The organism is Pseudomonas sp. LB1P83 (genome assembly GCF_054897885.1).
On record NZ_CM142709.1, the window covers coordinates 4,292,573 to 4,311,520 of the forward strand.

17 protein-coding genes are annotated in these 18,948 nt (G+C 55.2%); all 17 read right to left on the reverse strand.

Features of this window, described 5'->3' with window-relative positions; all coding sequences use genetic code 11:
- Position 1: 1 nt before the first annotated feature.
- The 17 genes from ACYZTY_RS19660 to serC all read right to left on the reverse strand — a co-directional run bounded on the left by ACYZTY_RS19660 (position 2) and on the right by serC (position 18,906).
- On the reverse strand, positions 2-784 hold the full coding sequence (locus ACYZTY_RS19660) for an ABC transporter permease (RefSeq protein ID WP_461955105.1): 783 nt from the start codon (positions 782-784) through the stop codon (positions 2-4).
- A gap of 102 nt (positions 785-886) precedes the next feature.
- Complete coding sequence (locus ACYZTY_RS19665) at positions 887-1,972, reverse strand: DegT/DnrJ/EryC1/StrS family aminotransferase (RefSeq protein WP_461955106.1); 1,086 nt, start codon at positions 1,970-1,972, stop codon at positions 887-889.
- Between the two features lie 11 nt (positions 1,973-1,983).
- Positions 1,984-3,078: a GDP-mannose 4,6-dehydratase gene (gmd, locus tag ACYZTY_RS19670; RefSeq protein WP_282382624.1), complete on the reverse strand. Its 1,095-nt coding sequence runs from the start codon at positions 3,076-3,078 to the stop codon at positions 1,984-1,986.
- 101 nt (positions 3,079-3,179) lie between these two features.
- Positions 3,180-4,553 carry a phosphohexomutase domain-containing protein gene (locus tag ACYZTY_RS19675; RefSeq protein ID WP_461955107.1) on the reverse strand — a complete coding sequence of 458 codons (1,374 nt, stop codon included), beginning with the start codon at positions 4,551-4,553 and terminating at the stop codon, positions 3,180-3,182.
- A gap of 149 nt (positions 4,554-4,702) precedes the next feature.
- Positions 4,703-6,145 carry a mannose-1-phosphate guanylyltransferase/mannose-6-phosphate isomerase gene (locus tag ACYZTY_RS19680; protein ID WP_461955108.1) on the reverse strand — a complete coding sequence of 481 codons (1,443 nt, stop codon included), beginning with the start codon at positions 6,143-6,145 and terminating at the stop codon, positions 4,703-4,705.
- A 443-nt stretch (positions 6,146-6,588) separates the two neighbouring features.
- Positions 6,589-7,479 carry a glucose-1-phosphate thymidylyltransferase RfbA gene (gene rfbA / locus ACYZTY_RS19685; RefSeq protein ID WP_461955109.1) on the reverse strand — a complete coding sequence of 297 codons (891 nt, stop codon included), beginning with the start codon at positions 7,477-7,479 and terminating at the stop codon, positions 6,589-6,591.
- Entirely contained in the window at positions 7,476-8,369 is an 894-nt protein-coding gene (gene rfbD, locus ACYZTY_RS19690; protein ID WP_461955110.1) for a dTDP-4-dehydrorhamnose reductase, read from the reverse strand. The genes rfbA and rfbD overlap by 4 nt, the downstream gene beginning before the upstream one ends.
- Positions 8,366-9,442, reverse strand: coding sequence for a dTDP-glucose 4,6-dehydratase (gene rfbB / locus ACYZTY_RS19695; protein ID WP_461955111.1), 1,077 nt, complete (start codon positions 9,440-9,442; stop codon positions 8,366-8,368). Before rfbB ends, rfbD begins: the two co-directional genes overlap by 4 nt.
- Positions 9,443-9,668: 226 nt before the next feature.
- The gene (locus ACYZTY_RS19700) at positions 9,669-9,908 is read right to left on the reverse strand and encodes a LapA family protein (protein ID WP_461955112.1); all 240 of its coding nucleotides are present in this window, start codon (positions 9,906-9,908) and stop codon (positions 9,669-9,671) included.
- 11 nt (positions 9,909-9,919) lie between these two features.
- Complete coding sequence (gene ihfB, locus ACYZTY_RS19705) at positions 9,920-10,228, reverse strand: integration host factor subunit beta (protein WP_054051920.1); 309 nt, start codon at positions 10,226-10,228, stop codon at positions 9,920-9,922.
- Positions 10,229-10,371: 143 nt separating this feature from the next.
- Positions 10,372-10,650: a hypothetical protein gene (locus tag ACYZTY_RS19710; RefSeq protein ID WP_461955113.1), complete on the reverse strand. Its 279-nt coding sequence runs from the start codon at positions 10,648-10,650 to the stop codon at positions 10,372-10,374.
- A 217-nt stretch (positions 10,651-10,867) separates the two neighbouring features.
- The gene (gene rpsA, locus ACYZTY_RS19715; RefSeq protein ID WP_461955114.1) at positions 10,868-12,562 is read right to left on the reverse strand and encodes a 30S ribosomal protein S1; all 1,695 of its coding nucleotides are present in this window, start codon (positions 12,560-12,562) and stop codon (positions 10,868-10,870) included.
- Between the two features lie 119 nt (positions 12,563-12,681).
- Positions 12,682-13,371 carry a (d)CMP kinase gene (gene cmk / locus ACYZTY_RS19720; RefSeq protein ID WP_262169323.1) on the reverse strand — a complete coding sequence of 230 codons (690 nt, stop codon included), beginning with the start codon at positions 13,369-13,371 and terminating at the stop codon, positions 12,682-12,684.
- A complete protein-coding gene (locus tag ACYZTY_RS19725; RefSeq protein ID WP_461959363.1) occupies positions 13,368-15,575 on the reverse strand; it encodes a bifunctional prephenate dehydrogenase/3-phosphoshikimate 1-carboxyvinyltransferase in 2,208 nt (735 codons plus the stop codon). The genes cmk and ACYZTY_RS19725 overlap by 4 nt, the downstream gene beginning before the upstream one ends.
- Positions 15,576-15,603: 28 nt before the next feature.
- The gene (gene hisC / locus ACYZTY_RS19730; RefSeq protein WP_461955115.1) at positions 15,604-16,716 is read right to left on the reverse strand and encodes a histidinol-phosphate transaminase; all 1,113 of its coding nucleotides are present in this window, start codon (positions 16,714-16,716) and stop codon (positions 15,604-15,606) included.
- Between the two features lie 10 nt (positions 16,717-16,726).
- Positions 16,727-17,821 carry a prephenate dehydratase gene (gene pheA / locus ACYZTY_RS19735; RefSeq protein WP_162436108.1) on the reverse strand — a complete coding sequence of 365 codons (1,095 nt, stop codon included), beginning with the start codon at positions 17,819-17,821 and terminating at the stop codon, positions 16,727-16,729.
- Positions 17,821-18,906 carry a 3-phosphoserine/phosphohydroxythreonine transaminase gene (gene serC, locus ACYZTY_RS19740; RefSeq protein ID WP_461955116.1) on the reverse strand — a complete coding sequence of 362 codons (1,086 nt, stop codon included), beginning with the start codon at positions 18,904-18,906 and terminating at the stop codon, positions 17,821-17,823. Before serC ends, pheA begins: the two co-directional genes overlap by 1 nt.
- Between the last annotated feature and the right edge of the window lie 42 nt (positions 18,907-18,948).

The window sequence follows — 18,948 nt, forward strand, 5'->3', positions numbered from 1 at the left end:
CTCATAGGTAAAAAATAACCTTCCGCTCCGCTTTGTAACCAACATACATCGCGATTAGACCGAAGAACAAAGCAGTACCCAAACTAAAAGCGTAGTTTGCAAGAGTTGGCCATTCCCCTTGTAGAAGCGGCGCTCTAAACAGCTGAAGAATGTGATAAATCGGGTTGTAATCAACCAAAGCGTGCAACCCGCCGTTTTGAAACATTTTCGCTTCAAAGTACACCGGAGACACGAACCATAATGATTGCATTACCAGCCCAAGCGCGTGGGGAACGTCGCGAAAGCGGGTACTGATGTAGGCGAGAAGTGTCGATACAGGCCAGGCTATCAAGGCAACGACGGGGAATATCGTTAGCGTCGCCAACCAGCTCCATCCGAAATTCTGAGGCATCATGATCGCCACCCAGAGATAGAGGGAAACACTGGCCAGCATGAGCACGATTGAACTACCGAGCACAGTTCGCAAGGTATAAATTGCCAAGGGATGGTTACATTGTTTAATGTAAGCATCCGCTTGAACGAAAGACAATGAGCCACCAATTGTATTAGCGGAGATGAACTCCCACACGACTATTCCGGAGAGAACATAAGGGGCGTAGGTTAATACATCCGTATTGAACAGCTTGCTAAACACCAGCGTCAGGAGCACGGTCATACCCAAAGGCTGAATAATTGACCACGTCACGCCAAAAAAAGACCTGCGCCAGCGGGAGCGCAAATCAGCTAGAGCAAGATGTACCCAAAAGTATCGAGCAGCCCAAACGCGAGAAAAATACGAAAACATTACTTCCCCTGAATAATTAAATTCGAAAGCCTGGACATTATTCGTCCTCTTTGAATTTTTATGAGAATTGAGGCTGTTACCAGCCTCAATCCCAACGCAACATCAGCTGGCAAAGTAAGATCGAATTTCTTCTACTACTTGCTGCACCTGCTCGCGGCTCAGCGTCGGATAACTCGGGAGGTTCATCCCGCGCGAGCTAAGGTCCTCGGCCACCGGAAAGGTTTCATCCGTCTTGCAATGCGGCATGTGGTGAGCAGGAGCGAACAGAGGCCGTGTCTCAATGCCCTTGTTCTTCAAATGATCGCGCAATGCCTGACGCTGGCTCGGATCATCCAACAGCACCGAGCACATCCAGTAGGAGTGGCGTGTACCGGGTTGCTCTGCATGCATCTGCAGCGGAAGTCCTTCGAGCGCTTCACGATACCAGTCCGCAACCTGCCGCTTGAGCGTGATGATCTCGTCTGCACGTTCCAACTGGGCGAGGCCAATGGCTGCACAGATGTTGGTCATCCGATAGTTGAACGCCAACTCGTCATGCCAATATTCGCGGGTTTTGGACACGCCCTGGCTTTTGAGATGGCAGGCTCTCTCATGGATGTCCTTGTTCTTGGACACGACCATCCCACCCTCACCGGTGGTAATGGTCTTGTTTCCAAAAAAACTGAACGTCGCGACATCACCAAACGTCCCTACATGCTGACCGTTGTACAGAGAGCCGAAAGCTTCTGCACAGTCTTCGATCAGCAGCAGGTTGTGCTCTTTACACAGAGCGACGACCTCATCCATGTCACACGACAGGCCGTACAAATGCACGACCATGACGGCTTTGGTTTTCGGCGTGATGCGGCTGCGGATGTCTGCAACGCTGACGTTCCAGGTATCAGCCAGGGATTCAGCGTAAACGACGCTGGCCCCGGTTTGCATGATGGTGTTAACGGACGCCACGTAAGTGAGCGTTGGAACAATCACCTCATCGCCAGGCCCAAGCCCCAGAGCGGCCATTGCCAAGTGCAGGGCAACGGTGCCATTACTCACTGTGGTCGCATGTTCCGCACCAATGTATCGGGCAAACTCGCTCTCAAAGCGGGAGATAAACTCTCCACGGGAGGAAATCCAGGTCGAATCAAGACACTGGTTTACATATTCCTTTTCGCGTCCGCCCAGAAAGGGCTGATATACCGGAATCATAACAGCCCCCTTTATTCCTGACCCTTGAAGTATTTAAAGCCGTGTTCAGCGACCAGTTTGTCACGCTTGGCTTCATTCATGTCTTCACGCATCATTTCTTCTACCAACTCATTGAAGGAGGTAGTGGGTACCCAGCCTAATTTGGCTTTGGCTTTGCTTGGGTCACCCAACAGCGTCTCAACTTCGGCCGGACGGAAATAACGCGGATCGACGGCAACGATACATTTGTTGGTAGCGACGTCGTAACCTTTCTCGTCTACGCCCGTACCTTCCCAACGAATCTTGATATCGATTTCCTTCGCTGCAACCTCAACAAACTCCCGAACCGAATGCTGCTCACCGGTCGCGATCACAAAGTCTTCCGGAGTTTCTTGTTGCAGCATAAGCCATTGCATTTCCACGTAATCACGAGCATGACCCCAGTCACGCAGGGCGTCCATGTTCCCGAGGTACAGGCAATCTTGCAGATCGATCTTGATACGTGCCAAGGCGCGAGTGATCTTACGGGTTACGAAGGTTTCACCGCGGATGGGCGATTCGTGGTTAAAGAGAATACCGTTGCAGGCATACATGCCATAAGACTCACGGTAGTTCACAGTGATCCAGTAGGCGTACATCTTGGCGACGGCATAAGGGGAACGCGGATAGAACGGCGTGGTTTCTTTCTGTGGAATTTCCTGAACCAGACCGTACAGCTCGGATGTGGACGCTTGATAGAACTTGGTCTTTTTCTCAAGACCAGCGATGCGGATTGCTTCAAGGATGCGCAGTGTACCCATGGCATCAGTATCAGCAGTGTATTCTGGCGATTCAAAGGAAACCGCAACGTGGCTTTGCGCCCCGAGGTTGTAGACCTCATCTGGTTGAACTTCTTGCACGATACGAATCAGGCTACTTGAATCGGTCAGGTCGCCGTAGTGCAGCTTGAGATCATAGCCTTGGTTGTGCGGGTCGTGGTAGAGATGGTCAATACGCTGAGTATTGAATAGGGAGCTACGGCGCTTGATGCCGTGTACCGAGTAACCTTTTTTGAGCAGGAACTCAGCGAGGTAAGCACCATCCTGACCAGTAATACCCGTAATCAACGCTACTTTCTTGTCGCTCATTTTTTCACCATTTTGAATTAATCAATCGAACAGTAAGTCTCTAAAATAGACTCAACTCGTTGCTGCCCTTCACTGTCCTTCTGTAAGTGAGAACCGCTTTGTCATTCCATATATCTACTGTTCAGCAGTTCCTCAATTTCTTTAACCTTTACCGCTACCAGCTCTGGGTCTCTTTTACTTTCCACATTCAACCTCAACAAAGGTTCTGTGTTTGAACCTCGCAGATTGAATCGCCAGTCGGGAAACTCTAGACCGACGCCATCGGTTTGATCGAGGTGAGGCCCTTCAGGTAAATAATGTGCCAGGACCTCCTTCAGCGCCGCGGATACATCGTTTACCCGATAGTTGATTTCGCCACTACATGGATAGGCGGCAATACGCTCATCAACAAGTTGGGCTAAATTTTTTCCCGAGGCAGACATCAATGCGGCCACCAGCAGCCAGGGGATCATGCCGCTGTCACAATAGGCAAAATCCCGAAAGTAATGGTGAGCACTCATCTCACCGCCGTAAATTGCATCCTCCAGACGCATGCGCTCTTTTATGAATGCGTGCCCGGTCTTGCATTGTACTGAAACACCGCCCGCCAATCGAACCTGATCGATCGTGTTCCAGGTCAACCTTGGATCATGGATGATCTTGGAGCCAGGGTTCTTCTTGAGCAGCATTTCAGCCAACAGGCCAACCAGATAATAGCCCTCGATGAAGCGGCCGTTCTGGTCGAAAAAGAAGCAGCGATCGAAATCACCATCCCACGCGATTCCCAAATCGCAGCCGTTCGCCAGCAACGCTTGACGTGTCAGCGTACGGTTTTCTGGAAGTAGCGGATTGGGCACACCATTAGGGAAGTCGCCATCGGGCTCGGCGTTGATGACTACCCATTCGAAGGGCAGTTTTTTGATCAACTCCTGCAACACAGGCCCGGCAGCGCCGTTACCCGGATCGGCCAGGATTTTAAGCGGTTTGAGATCTGCAACATTGACGTAACTGAGTAGGTGCTCGATGTAGGTCGTCTTATCCAGCTCAAATCGAACTTCACCGGGAGTGGCGGCCAGCGCACCTAAATCACCACTTTCCACGCGGTCACGTATGGCATTGAGCCCGGTGTCGCCACTGATAGGCCGGGACTCGGATTTCACAAGCTTCATCCCGTTGTAACCTTTGGGATTGTGGCTTGCGGTGATCATCACTCCGCCATCCGCCTTGAACGCGCTGGTGGCAAAGTAGACCTCTTCGGTGCCGCACAAACCAATATCGATGACATTGGCACCGGCCTCAAGCAACCCACGTGTCATCGCCTCTGCCAGCATCGGGCTTTCGAGCCGCATATCCCGCCCCAGCACAATGTTTTTGCCTTGCAACTCGACAACCATGGCCCGGCCTATCCGGTAGGCCACATCTTCATTGAGATCGGACGGCACCTGGCCACGAATGTCATAAGCTTTGAAACACTGGGTTTTGATCGGGGTAGTCATACCGCTCTCTTGCTGAGATATGTGGAAGCAAAGCCGATTGACGGATCTGCTCTCTCATCAGAATGGAAGTGCATCAGGAACAGGCCAAATGCAAAAAAAGCCTGACCGGTGGAAATCCCCCGATCTGGCTTGCATATGCGCTGGCGCTGTTACTTATCGGCGCGACCGTAAATATCGTCAAAACGAACGATATCGTCCTCGCCAAGATAGTCGCCACTTTGCACTTCAATCATCACCAGGTCGATGACTCCCGGGTTCATCAGGCGGTGCTGATGGCCAGCACGAATGAAGGTGGACTCATTGGTGTTCAACATCAACTCCTGTTGGTCGTTGACGACCTTAGCCATCCCGCTGACAACGATCCAGTGCTCGCTTCTGTGGTGATGCATTTGCAGGGACAGAGATGCCTTGGGTTTCACCACAATGCGCTTGATCTTGAAGCGCTCACCATTTTCCAGCGTCGTGTAAGTGCCCCAAGGGCGATGCACGGTGCGATGGAGCAGATGAACCGTGTGACTGCAGGCCTTGAGCTGGTTGACGATATGTTTCACGTCTTGGGCGTGGTCCTTGTGGGCGATCATCACCGCGTCCGGGGTGTCGATGACCAGCAAATCCTCGACACCGACCAGCGCGGTAAGCCGACTTTCACTATTTACGTAGTTGTTACGAGAACCGTGGGACAACACCTCGCCTTCAAAGCGGTTGCCGTTCTCGTCAGGCTCGGTCAGTTCACTGACAGCGTTCCAGGAACCAATGTCACTCCAACCGATATCACAGGGAACAGTCGCGACTTTGGAGGAACGTTCCATCAACGCGTAGTCGATGGAGATATCCGGCACCTCAGCGAACGCATCAGCATCGAGCGCAAGGCAACGGTACTTGGTGGATGAAGTAACGCGCGATGCTTCGATCGTCTTGCTGACCGCTTCCACTACGTCCGGAGCATGCTGACGAAGCTCTTCGAGGACCGTACCCACCCGAAAGCAGAACATCCCGGAGTTCCAGTAGTAGTTACCTGCGCTGACATAAGCCTGAGCGGTGTCAAGATTGGGTTTTTCGACAAAGCGCGCTACTTTCAGGCCGCCCTTCAGCGGGGCATCTTTTTGCGCTTCGATGTAGCCAAACCCGGTTTCAGGGTACGTCGGCTGGATACCGAACGTGACCAGCCAGCCGTCGGCGGCAAGCGTCATGGCACTGGATACGGCCGCAGCAAAGGCTTCTTCGTCTTTTATCAGATGGTCAGCGGCCAGTACCAGCATTTGGGCGTCGGGGCCATGCGTGGATTCCAGCTGAAGCGCGGCGGCAGCGACGGCCGCAGCGGTGTTACGACCGAAAGGCTCCAGGATGAAGCCTTGAGCGTGCTTGGCTGTATTGACTGCGCCGTACTCGTCTTCGGTCTTGAACAGGAGTTCCCGGTTGGTCACCGTCAGAACTTCCACAACACCTTCCAGGCGCGAAGCACGAAGGAAGGTTTTCTGGATTAGATTCTGGCCATCTGGCAGTTCCATAAACGGCTTTGGATGGGCTTCACGAGAAACAGGCCACAACCGGCTGCCCACTCCGCCAGACAAAATTACGGGAATCAGTTCCATGCTCTAAATCCTTAATCCCCCTTCTGGCAGATACGTCCAGAAAGTGGGGCTCAGTTATGTTTCCGGTCATTCCTGCATCGTAATCGATGCAAATTCTTTGCTCGAAGCGATTGCAAGGGTGACAGCTCGACTTCGATCCAAACCCATCGGCTTTTGTGCCTGGCGCCTCCCGAATTGACGCCCTCTACCACTTATCGGACTTTCCTGCCTGATAGCGCCTTTAAAGGAGGAAATCTCGACAAATGGAGCCTTCCTTTGAAAGGAAAAGCGAGTCAATTGAGATTGAGATGCAATGCTTATCGGGATCAGATAATTATGTCGGTCATTCTACAAGGTAGTACCGCGAATTAATAACTCATGCGCCGACCGGAGATAAAAAATCTTTTGAAAACAAACAAGTGCCCGCCATCAAAATAACATCAGCCTCCAGCATCGAATAAATCTCAGTGGCCATGGGCATCCAAAAGTTTCGCCAGGTATTGACCATAACCAGTCTTCCCTAGGCGCCGAGCCTGTGCGGACAGTTCAGCTGCGGAGATCCACCCGCTGTTGTACGCAATCTCTTCCAGGCAGGCCACCTTCAAGCCTTGGCGCTTCTCGATGGTATGCACGAAATGACTAGCCTCAAGCAGCGAGTCGTGAGTCCCTGTATCCAGCCAAGCGAATCCGCGTCGAAGCATTTCGACTTTAAGGGCGTTCTGCTCAAGGTAAATACGGTTTACGTCGGTGATTTCCAGCTCACCGCGCTCGGACGGCTTGATGCTCTTGGCGATCTCGACAACCTGGTTGTCATAGAAGTACAAACCGGTCACCGCATAATTGGACTTGGGTTTCAGCGGTTTTTCTTCGATGCTCAGCGCCCGACCGGTTTCGTCAAACTCAATAACACCAAAACGCTCTGGATCTGAAACGTGATAGCCAAATACGGTCGCACCTTGTTTTTGACTATTGGCGGAACGCAAGTGGTCCGTGAAGTACTGACCATAGAAGATGTTGTCGCCCAGAATCAGGCAGCACGGATCGTCACCAATGAACTCTTCACCGATTATGAAAGCCTGTGCCAGGCCATCCGGGCTTGGCTGTTCAGCGTAGGACAGCTTGATGCCATACAGGCTGCCATCCCCCAGCAGTTTACGAAAGTTTGGCAAGTCGTCAGGCGTGGATATGATCAGAATCTCCCGCATGCCCGCCAGCATCAGCACTGACAACGGATAAAAGATCATCGGCTTGTCGTAAATCGGCAGCATCTGCTTGGACACGCCAAGAGTCAACGGATGCAAACGAGTACCTGAGCCGCCAGCGAGGATGATGCCCTTACGATTTACCGTCGTCATTTATTCAAAACTTCTCTAAGCATTCGGGTTACACCAATTTGCCAATCCGGCAAGTGTAGACAAAAATTCTCACGCAGTTTCTGAGTACACAGTCGCGAATTCAGAGGACGACGTGCCGGTGATGGATAAGCGCTCGTTTCTATAGGATTAATCGCCGTAACCGCGAGCTGCACGCCATTGGCTTGAGCGAAACCTACTACATAGGTGGCATAACCGTGCCAGGACACTTCGCCGCTCGCCGTCAAATGATAAAGACCCGCCAGTTCCGGCCGCTGCAACACCTGCTGAATCGCCAACGCAGTGACATCAGCAATGAGGTCAGCGCCGGTTGGAGCCCCTATCTGGTCGGCGATGACGTCCAAGGTTTGTCGCTCCTTGGCCAGGCGCAGCATGGTCTTCGCGAAGTTGTTGCCACGAGCACAATAAGCCCAACTTGTGCGAAAAATAAGATGCTTGCAACCAGACAAGAGAATCGCGCTTTCACCAGCCACTTTACTGATGCCATAGCGGCTCAAGGGCGCAACCGCATCGGTCTCCTTCCAGGGTTCCGAACCGCGACCACTGAAGACGTAATCGGTCGAATAGTGGATCAGCCAGGCACCAATAGACTTAGCTTCTTCAGCCATCACATGGCACGCATGACCGTTCACGCATTCAGCCAGCTCAGCTTCTGACTCAGCCTTGTCAACTGCGGTATAGGCAGCAGCGTTGACGATAATGTCGGGCCTGACCGTTCGAATCGTCGCGCGCAATGCACCTAGATCAGACAGGTCGCCGCACAAGCCATCAACCGGATGACGATCCAACGCGATCAACTCGCCAAGCGGCGCGAGTGAACGTTGCAGTTCCCAGCCCACTTGCCCGTTTTTTCCCAGCAGGAGGATTTTCATACGTTGTTCGAACGATCTGCGTAGTTCTGATCGATCCACTGCTGATAGCTACCGCTCTTCACGTGAGCTACCCATTCAGTGTTGTTGAGGTACCACTCGACAGTCTTGCGGATGCCGGTTTCAAAGGTTTCTTCCGGCGTCCAATCCAGTTCACGCTGAATTTTGCTGGCGTCGATCGCGTAGCGCTGATCATGGCCCGGGCGATCCTGAACGTAGGTGATCAAGCTTGCATGCGGACGGTGAGCAGAATCTGGACGCAGTTCGTCGAGCAGTGCGCACAGGGTATGCACCACTTCGATGTTTTGCTTTTCGTTATGGCCACCGATGTTGTACGTCTCGCCGATAACACCTTCGGTCACAACTTTGTACAAAGCACGGGCGTGGTCTTCAACATAAAGCCAATCGCGAACCTGGTTGCCTTTGCCGTAGACCGGCAGCGGCTTCCCTTCCAGTGCATTGAGAATGATCAGCGGAATCAGTTTCTCAGGGAAGTGGCACGGGCCGTAGTTGTTCGAACAGTTGGTGACCAGGGTCGGCAAGCCGTAAGTACGGCTCCAGGAGCGAACCAGGTGATCGGAGCTGGCCTTGCTCGCCGAGTACGGTGAGCTTGGCTGATATGGGGTGGTTTCGGTGAAGAGGTCTTCCGGACCTTCAAGATCCCCATAGACCTCATCAGTCGAAATATGGTGGAAGCGGAAGTTGGCTTTGCGCCCATCCTCCAGTGCAGCCCAATAGTGGCGTGCTGCTTCCAACAGGGTGTAAGTGCCGATGATGTTCGTCTGGATAAATTCAGATGGGCCGGAAATCGAGCGATCCACGTGGGATTCTGCGGCCAGGTGCATGATGGCATCTGGTTGGTGTTCACGCAGGACACGGTCGATTTCATCGCGGTCGCAGATATCAACGCGCTCGAACACATAGCGTGAGTTCTGACTAACTTCGGCCAATGACTCAAGGTTACCGGCGTACGTCAGCTTATCAACGTTAACGACGGAGTCGGCAGTGTTGGAGATGATATGACGGATGACTGCCGAGCCGATGAACCCGGCGCCGCCGGTTACTAGAATTTTCACGCGAAAACTACACCCTTTGAGTAACTGACAGGGCCGCCAAACCGAGCGCTGTCTAATCCATGAATGCAAAAGCCGTCTATGCTGAGGCTTCTGACAACACCAGTATGACCCGACGCAGGAACGTGCCATTATCGGACAAGCGCAGCATTTTACAGCTTAATGACGCTTTTACTAATGGATACAGACAAGCTGTGAAGCAAATTCGAGATGTTTATTCTTTTCGCAATCAGACAAGACGCTTGCGGGAGGTTCTGGACGCCCGTCCGAGAAACCACCCTATAACCGGCCCAATCAGCATGCCGAACAGCAGCGCAAGAACCATGACCAGCGACACTGGCAACTGTGGACCTGACCAACCAAGGAATAGCAGCGAAACCGACTGTTGATTTTCAAGGACAAAAGCCACTACTGCCAAAACCAACAACAGGATAACTATACCGAGGAGTACACGCTTGAGATTACGCATGCGTCGCCCCTTTAGTTATGGAGGTCAAAGCCTTCCTCCTCTTCCTCGTTGACCCGATCACGCAACTCCTTGCCCGGCTTGAAATGCGGCACAAACTTGCCGTCAAGGCTAACGGATTGACCGGTTTTCGGATTGCGCCCTACGCGCGGAGCGCGGTAGTGCAGAGAGAAACTGCCAAAACCACGGATCTCGATACGATCACCGGTGGCCAGGCATTGGGACATTTGCTCGAGCATGGTCTTGATGGCCAGCTCCACATCCTTGGATGAAAGCAGCCCCTGATGGGTGACAATTCGTTCGATCAACTCCGACTTCGTCATATTTTTCCCTTCTTTTTCAAGCAGCTAGGAAAAGCGCTTCAAAGGTTTTAGCATGCCCGGAGGAATTTGAACAGCCCGGAGCGTCACATATCTTTATCAGAATTGCCGCTCCCGATATCAGCAAATATCAACACCGATCGACCTCATCGACAGATAACAAGCATGGTGCGTGTCAGATAACCTGCGGGATTAAAACCAAAAGGGAACTCATCCTCATCCTTGGCATCATCGGATCTCGCTACTACCTTGTAGCCCGCCGCCTTACACTCTTTATCCGCGCGTTTACGACACTTCTCCCATCCGGAACCCAAACCCGAACAATCTATTTCAACCCCGCTGACCCCACGCACCGCATGGGTCTTGGCATTCGTGCCACAACCCGCCAATGCCAACAGTGCCATTGCGACAATGAGCTTGTTCATTCACATCCTTATGGCAGGCGCCCTGCCCGGCGTTCGTTCGCTTGAGCTAAAGACCAGCTGCAAATAAGCGATTGATCCGATTAAAGAAAGAGACAACTCAGAAGGGTCATTGGTTTCAAGGGCCGTCGCCCCGGCATGAATACATTGGCAGACTGACCAAATCTCGGGCGCAAAAAAGGGCGACCGAAGTCGCCCTTTTCCTATGGTCCGACAGAACTTAGTTCTGTTTGGCCATTGCTTCGCGCAGCAGTGCAGCCATGGTGGTATCACCAGTAGCAGCAGCTTCCGTAGCTGGCTTGTCGCGCAGGCTTTGGATAGCTTCTTTCTCTTCAGCATCGTCTTTCGACTTGATGGAGAGCTGGATTACACGGCTCTTGCGGTCAACGCTGATGATCTTGGCTTCTACTTCCTGGCCTTCTTTCAGAACGTTGCGCGCGTCTTCAACGCGGTCACGGCTGATTTCGGAGGCTTTCAGAGTCGCTTCGATATCGTCGGCCAGAGTGATGATGGCGCCTTTAGCGTCAACTTCTTTCACGATGCCTTTAACGATTGCGCCTTTGTCGTTCTCTTGAACGTACTCGGAGAACGGATCGCTTTCCAGTTGCTTGATACCCAGGGAGATACGCTCGCGCTCTGGGTCAACCGACAGGATAACGGTGTCCAGCTCGTCGCCCTTCTTGAAGCGGCGAACGGCTTCTTCGCCCACTTCGTTCCAGGAGATGTCGGACAGGTGAACCAGACCGTCGATGCCGCCGTCCAGACCAATGAAGATACCGAAATCGGTGATCGACTTGATGGTGCCGGAGATTTTATCGCCCTTGTTGAACTGACCAGAGAAATCTTCCCATGGGTTAGATTTGCACTGCTTGATGCCGAGGGAGATACGACGACGCTCTTCGTCGATGTCCAGAACCATAACTTCCACTTCGTCGCCAACTTGTACGACTTTCGAAGGGTGGATGTTCTTGTTGGTCCAGTCCATTTCGGAAACGTGTACCAGGCCTTCAACGCCTTCTTCCAGCTCAGCGAAGCAGCCGTAGTCGGTCAGGTTGGTTACACGAGCGGTAACGCGAGTGCTTTCTGGGTAACGGGCTTTGATAGCAACCCATGGATCTTCGCCCAGTTGCTTGAGGCCCAGGGAAACACGATTGCGTTCGCGATCGTACTTCAGAACCTTGACATCAATCTCGTCGCCAACGTTGACGATTTCGGAAGGATGCTTGATACGCTTCCAAGCCATGTCGGTAATGTGCAGCAGGCCATCGACGCCACCCAGATCGACGAATGCGCCGTAATCGGTGAGGTTCTTGACGATACCTTTGACTTGTTGGCCTTCCTGCAGGGATTCCAGCAGAGCTTCACGCTCAGCGGAGTTCTCGGCTTCGAGGACGCTACGACGGGAAACGACAACGTTGTTGCGTTTCTGGTCGAGTTTGATGACCTTGAATTCCAGCTCTTTGCCTTCCAGGTGCGTGGTGTCGCGCACAGGACGGACGTCAACCAGAGAACCTGGCAGGAACGCACGGATGCCGTTAACGTCGACAGTGAAGCCGCCTTTAACCTTACCGTTGATAACGCCCTTGACCACTTCTTCGGCTGCGAAGGCTGCTTCCAGAACAATCCAGCATTCAGCGCGCTTGGCTTTTTCACGGGACAGCTTGGTTTCACCAAAGCCGTCTTCAACCGAGTCCAGAGCAACGTGAACTTCGTCACCGACGTTGATAGTCAGTTCGCCAGCATCGTTGTAGAACTGCTCAAGCGGGATGAGTGCTTCAGACTTCAGGCCAGCGTGAACGGTTACCCAGCGAGCTTGGTAATCGATATCAACGATAACACCGGTGATGATGGAGCCTGCCTGAAGGTTCAGGGTTTTTAGGCTTTCTTCAAAGAGTTCCGCAAAGCTTTCGCTCATTTTAATTCCTGATGATAAGGGCGAAGAATACGCCCATCTCCACATCCCAGACGACGTGGGTTACGTTCATTTAAAGAAACAAAGCAGGACTATGACTGGTCCCCTGCAGAGTCTCTTGGTCACCCGGCGATATCGCGGAGTGCGATCTCACTCATGATGCGTTCCAGCACCTGATCGATGGATAATTCCGTGGAATCCAGCTGTATGGCGTCAGCCGCCGGCTTGAGCGGGGCTACCGCTCGCTGGGTGTCACGCTCATCGCGGACACGTATCTCATCTAGCAGACTCGACAGACTAACACCATCGACTTTGCCCTTCAACTGCAAGTATCGACGGCGCGCACGCTCCTCGGCACTGGCAGTGAGGAATATCTTCAGCGGCGCGTCCGGGAAAACCACCGTACCCATGTCTCGACCATCGGCTACCAGACCCGGCGCTTCCTGAAACGCCCGCTGGCGCTGGAGCAGCGCATCGCGAACGGCCGGCAACGCCGCAACTTGGGAGGCCCACGCACCTACTTGTTCGTTACGCAGGTCATCAGTGACATCGTCACCTTCGAGGATAATGCGCTGCGGATGACCTTCGGTCGCCCCGACGAACTGCACGTCCAGATGAGCGGCCAGCAGCTTGAGCGACTCTTCATTGGTCAGGTCAACGCCATGGTTTCGCGCAGCGAACGCCAGCAGACGGTACAGCGCACCGGAATCCAGCAGGCACCAGCCCAGGCGCTTGGCCAGAATCCCGGCAATAGTGCCCTTGCCCGAGCCGCTAGGCCCGTCGATGGTGATGACCGGTGGCTTGATATTCACGACTGAGCCTCTTGTGCAACACGGATGCCGACCTGCGCGCACAGCGCGAGGAAGTTCGGGAACGAGGTTGCGACGTTGGCACAGTCATGGATGCGAATCGGTGCAGTGGCGCGCAGCGAAGCCACGCTGAAGGCCATGGCAATCCGGTGATCGCCGTGACCATGCACTTCGCCGCCGCCGATCAGGCCGCCGTCGATGATGATGCCGTCCGGGGTCGGTTCACATTTGACGCCCAGTGCGAGCAGGCCGTCGGCCATGACCTGAATCCGGTCCGACTCCTTGACTCGCAGCTCTTCAGCGCCACGCAGGACAGTACGCCCTTCGGCACAGGCCGCGGCCACGAACAGCACCGGGAATTCGTCGATGGCCAGCGGAACCAGCGCTTCGGGAATCTCGATACCTTTGAGTTTAGCTGCACGTACGCGCAGGTCCGCTACCGGCTCGCCGCCGACTTCACGCTGGTTTTCCAGGGTGATATCAGCGCCCATCAGACGCAGGATGTCGATCACGCCGGTACGGGTCGGGTTGATGCCGACGTGCTCAAGCACCAGTTCCGAACCTTCGGCGATCGACGCGGCCACCAGGAAGAACGCCGACGAAGAGATATCGCCCGGTACTTCAATGTGGGTAGCCGTCAGCTTGTGGCCGGATTCGACCGAAGCGGTAGCACCGTTGACACTGACCGGGTAGCCGAAGCCTTGCAACATGCGTTCGGTGTGATCGCGAGTCGGAGCCGGCTCGGTGACGGTGGTCTTGCCTTCGGCGTACAGGCCGGCCAGTAGCAGGCAGGATTTAACCTGGGCACTGGCCATCGGCATGGTGTAAGTCAGGCCTTTTAGCTTATTGCCGCCACGAATGGTCATCGGTGGACGACCTTCGGCGGCGGTCTCGATCACGGCGCCCATTTCACGCAGCGGATTGGCCACGCGATTCATCGGGCGCTTGGACAGCGAAGCATCGCCGGTCAACGTGCTGTCGAAGTCCTGCGCAGCCAGCAGGCCCGACAGCAGACGCATCGAGGTGCCGGAGTTGCCCAGATAGATCGGGCCCGGCGCAGGCTTCAAGCCATGCAGGCCGACGCCGTGAATGGTCACGCGACCGTGGTGCGGACCTTCGATCACCACGCCCATGTCACGGAAGGCTTGCAAGGTTGCCAGAGCGTCTTCGCCCTCGAGGAAACCTTCCACTTCAGTGACGCCTTCGGCCAGGGAGCCGAGCATGATCGAACGGTGGGAAATCGATTTATCGCCCGGTACACGAATCCGCCCAGTCAGGCGGCCACCAGGTTGTGCCAGGAAAATCAGGTCGTTGGAGTTCATAGCGTCCACATAAGCCCGGCGGGCCAGGATTTTACTGAAATGTTCGCGGGCAACCCGGGCGCGTGTGAACACGCCCAACAATTGGTGCCCATCCCCTGCATCGACCGCGTCGCGCAAGGCGTCGAGGTCGCTGCGAAATGTATCGAGTGTGCGCAGGACAGCTTCGCGGTTGGCGAGGAAGATGTCGTGCCACATGACCGGGTCGCTACCCGCGATTCTTGTGAAATCGCGGAAACCGCCGGCAGCGTAACGGAAGATCTCAAGGTTTTCATTGCGCTTGGCCAACGAATCGACCAGACCGAACGCCAACAAGTGCGGCAAATGGCTGGTCGCCGCCAACACTTCGTCATGACGCTCGACCTGCATGTGTTCAACATCGGCGCCCAATTCGCGCCACAAGCGGTCGACCACTGCCAGGGCTGCCGGATCAGTCTGATCCAGCGGTGTCAAAATCACTTTATGGCGACGAAACAGCTCGGCATTGGAGGCTTCCACCCCGCTCTGCTCGGAACCGGCAATCGGATGACCCGGTACGAAACGCGCCGGCATGCCGCCAAACGCTTCGGTCGCGGCACGCACCACATTGCCTTTGGCGCTGCCGACGTCGGTCAGAATCGCTTGCCCCAGGTCCATGCAGGCCAATCGGCCCAGCATTTTTTCCATGGCGAGGATCGGCACAGCGAGCTGAATCACGTCCGCACCCTGGCAAGCAACCGCCAGGTCTTCTTCGCAACGATCCACCACGCCCAGCTCAACCGCCAGCTTGCGCGATTGCGGGTCGAGATCGACCCCGACCACTTCGCGGCACAGGCCACTTTCACGCAGCCCCTTGGCAAACGAACCGCCGATCAACCCCAGACCGACCACCACCAGGCGACCGATCATAGGTTCAGCAGATTGCAGTGCAGTGACATCAACCACGAGCCAGAACCTTGGTCAGCGCCTCTAGGAAGCGGCTGTTTTCAGCCGGCAAACCGATGGTGATACGCAGGTGGTTCGGCATGCCGTAGTTGGCCACCGGACGCACGATCACGCCTTCGCGCAGCAACCCCTGGAAGATCGGCGCAGCCACCTGCCCCATATCGACGCAGATGAAGTTGCCCTTGGACGGAATCCAGCTCAGCCCCAGTTCGCGCAAACCCGCTTCCAGTTGCTGCATGCCGGATTCGTTCAGGCGACGGCTTTCTGCCAGGTAATCGGAGTCTTGCAGCGCAGCGCATGCAGCGGCCAAGGCCAGGCTGTTCACGTTGAACGGCTGACGCACGCGGTTCAGCACATCGGCGACCACGGCGGTGGACAAGCCATAACCGACCCGCAGTGCCGCCAGGCCATAAGCCTTGGAGAACGTGCGCGAGACCAGCAGGTTCGGATACGCCGCCAGGAAGTCCAGGCCATCCGGCAAGTCGCCACCTTCGGCGTATTCGATGTAGGCCTCGTCCAGCACTACCAGCACATGTTCCGGTACATCCTGCAGGAACTCGTCCAGCGCTTCGGCACCGAACCAGGTCCCGGTCGGGTTGTTCGGATTGGCGATGAACACCACGCGGGTATCGGCATCGATCGCCGCCAGCATGGCCAACAGATCATGACCCCAGTCTTTGGCCGGGATCACTTTGGCCGTAGCGCCGACGGCTTGCGTGACGATCGGATAGACCGCAAACGCATGCTCGCTGAATACCGCGTTCAGGCCGGGCGCCAGATAAGCGCGCGCAACCAGCTCAAGAATGTCGTTGGACCCATTGCCCAGCGTCACCTGATTCAGCTCGACGCGGCACTGATCGGCCAGCAGGGTCTTGAGCGCAAAACCGTTGCCGTCCGGATAGCGGGTCAGCTCGGCCAGTTCTTCACGAATGGCCGCCAGCGCCTTTGGACTGGCGCCCAACGGGTTTTCATTGCTGGCCAGCTTGATGATTTTGGCTGGATCGATGTTCAGCTCGCGCGCCAGTTCGTCCACGGGCTTGCCCGGAACATACGGCGAAAGTTGTTGCACGCCCGGCTGTGCCAGAGCGAGGAAGTCACCACTCATTTGCTACCCCTTAGAGAACTGCTTTCGGGTACGAACCCAGCACTTTGAGTGCTACTGCTTCCTGGCTGATCTTTTCCAATACACCTTTGATCAACGGATCACGGTGGTGGCCGACGAAGTCGATGAAGAACACGTAGGTCCATTTACCGCTGCGCGAAGGACGCGTCTCGATTCGCGTCAGGTCGATGCCATTGTCGTGGAACGGCACCAGCAACTCGTGGAGCGCACCGGGCTTGTTGCTCATGGAGACGATGATCGACGTCTTGTCGTCGCCGGTCGGCGGCACTTCCTGGCTGCCGATCATCAGGAAGCGCGTGGAGTTGTCCGGGCGATCCTCGATTTTCTCGGCCAGCCGGGTCAGCCCGTACAAGCTTGCCGCCATGTCGCCGGCAATTGCCGCCGAGTTCCACTCACCCTTGACCCGTTTGGCCGCTTCGGCGTTGCTCGAAACCGCCACGCGCTCGACATTTGGGTAGTGCGCGTCCAGCCACTTGCGGCACTGGGCCAGGGACTGGGCGTGGGAGTAAATGCGGCTGATGCTGTCGGTCTTGGTGTTTTCACCGACCAGCAAATGGTGGTGAATCCGCAACTCGACTTCGCCACAGATGACCATGTCGTGTTCGAGGAAGCTGTCGAGGGTGTGGTTGACCGCGCCTTCGGTGGAGTTTTCCACCGGGACCACGCCAAAATTCACCGCACCGGCTGCCACTTCGCGGAACACTTCGTCGATCGCCGCCATCGGCTTGCTGATCACGGCGTGACCGAAGTGCTTCATGGCGGCGGCTTGGGTGAAGGTGCCTTCAGGGCCGAGGTAAGCCACTTTCAGCGGCTGTTCCAGGGCCAGGCACGAGGACATGATTTCGCGGAACAAGCGCGCCATCTCTTCGTTGCCCAGCGGCCCCTGGTTGCGCTCCATCACGCGCTTGAGCACCTGAGCTTCACGCTCAGGACGATAGAACACCGGCACTTCGCCTTCGGCCAGCGAGGCCATCTTTACTCGCGCAACTTCCTGGGCGCAGCGTGCGCGCTCACTGATCAGCTCCAGGACTTTGGTGTCCAGAGCATCAATGCGAACGCGCAGTGCCTTGAGTTCTTGCTCAGACATTAGCCGTGTTCCTTCTCGAACTCTGCCATGTACGAAACCAGTGCGTTGACCGCAACGATGTCGACGGCGTTATAGATGGAGGCACGCATGCCGCCCACGGAACGGTGACCCTTGAGGTTCAGCAGGCCACGCTCTTCGGCACCGACCAGGAATGGCTTGTCGAGACGATCGTCAGCCAGACGGAACGGCACGTTCATCCACGAGCGATCCGACTTGTTGATCGGGTTGCTGTACAAACCGCTGGCGTCAATGAAGTCGTACAGCGTGCGCTGTTTCACTTCGTTGAGCTTGCCAATGGCTTCGACACCACCCTGCTCTTTCAGCCACTCGAAGACCAGACCCGACAGATACCAGGCCAGGGTTGGCGGAGTGTTGTACATCGAGCCGTTATCGGCCGCGACCTTGTAGTTGAGCATGGTCGGGCACAGGGAACGGGCGTGACCCAACAGGTCTTCGCGAACGATGTTGACGACGATGCCGCTCGGGCCGATGTTTTTCTGTGCGCCGGCGTAGATCATGCCGAAGCGCGAAACATCGATCGGACGCGAGAGGATGTCCGAGGACATGTCGGCGACCAGCGGAACGTCACCGGTTTCCGGGACCCAATTGAATTCCAGACCGCCAATGGTTTCGTTCGGCGCGTAGTGAACGTAGGCGGCGTCTTTCGACAGGTTCCATTCGTTCTGACCGGGAATCGCGAAATAGTCGTAAGGCTTGGCGGTAGCAGCAACGTTGACGTGGCCGTAGCGCGAGGCTTCTTCAATGGCTTTCTGCGACCAGATACCGGTGTCGATATAGTCGGCCGTGCCACCTTCCGGCAACAGGTTCAGAGGGATCTGAGCAAATTGCTGGCTGGCGCCACCTTGCAGAAACAGCACTTTATAGTTCGAGGGGATATTCAGCAGATCACGCAGATCCTGCTCGGCCTTGGTGGCGATGGACACGAACTCATCACTGCGATGGCTCATTTCCATGACCGACAGGCCCTTGCCGTGCCAATCAAGGAGTTCACCCTGGGCGCGCTGCAGGACAGCTTCGGGAAGTGCCGCAGGACCGGCACAGAAGTTATAGGCTCTCTTGCTCACATCCAATCTCGCTCTGATTTGGTGGTAGTCACGCAATAAATC

Coding starts and splice junctions, on each gene's coding strand:
- ACYZTY_RS19660 (WP_461955105.1), bottom strand. CDS start 784: ATGTTTTCGTATTTTTCTCGCGTTTGGGCTGCTCGATACTTTTGGGTA.
- ACYZTY_RS19665 (WP_461955106.1), bottom strand. CDS start 1,972: ATGATTCCGGTATATCAGCCCTTTCTGGGCGGACGCGAAAAGGAATAT.
- gmd (WP_282382624.1), bottom strand. CDS start 3,078: ATGAGCGACAAGAAAGTAGCGTTGATTACGGGTATTACTGGTCAGGAT.
- ACYZTY_RS19675 (WP_461955107.1), bottom strand. CDS start 4,553: ATGACTACCCCGATCAAAACCCAGTGTTTCAAAGCTTATGACATTCGT.
- ACYZTY_RS19680 (WP_461955108.1), bottom strand. CDS start 6,145: ATGGAACTGATTCCCGTAATTTTGTCTGGCGGAGTGGGCAGCCGGTTG.
- rfbA (WP_461955109.1), bottom strand. CDS start 7,479: ATGACGACGGTAAATCGTAAGGGCATCATCCTCGCTGGCGGCTCAGGT.
- rfbD (WP_461955110.1), bottom strand. CDS start 8,369: ATGAAAATCCTCCTGCTGGGAAAAAACGGGCAAGTGGGCTGGGAACTG.
- ACYZTY_RS19700 (WP_461955112.1), bottom strand. CDS start 9,908: ATGCGTAATCTCAAGCGTGTACTCCTCGGTATAGTTATCCTGTTGTTG.
- ihfB (WP_054051920.1), bottom strand. CDS start 10,228: ATGACGAAGTCGGAGTTGATCGAACGAATTGTCACCCATCAGGGGCTG.
- ACYZTY_RS19710 (WP_461955113.1), bottom strand. CDS start 10,650: ATGAACAAGCTCATTGTCGCAATGGCACTGTTGGCATTGGCGGGTTGT.
- rpsA (WP_461955114.1), bottom strand. CDS start 12,562: ATGAGCGAAAGCTTTGCGGAACTCTTTGAAGAAAGCCTAAAAACCCTG.
- ACYZTY_RS19725 (WP_461959363.1), bottom strand. CDS start 15,575: ATGATCGGTCGCCTGGTGGTGGTCGGTCTGGGGTTGATCGGCGGTTCG.
- hisC (WP_461955115.1), bottom strand. CDS start 16,716: ATGAGTGGTGACTTCCTCGCTCTGGCACAGCCGGGCGTGCAACAACTT.
- pheA (WP_162436108.1), bottom strand. CDS start 17,821: ATGTCTGAGCAAGAACTCAAGGCACTGCGCGTTCGCATTGATGCTCTG.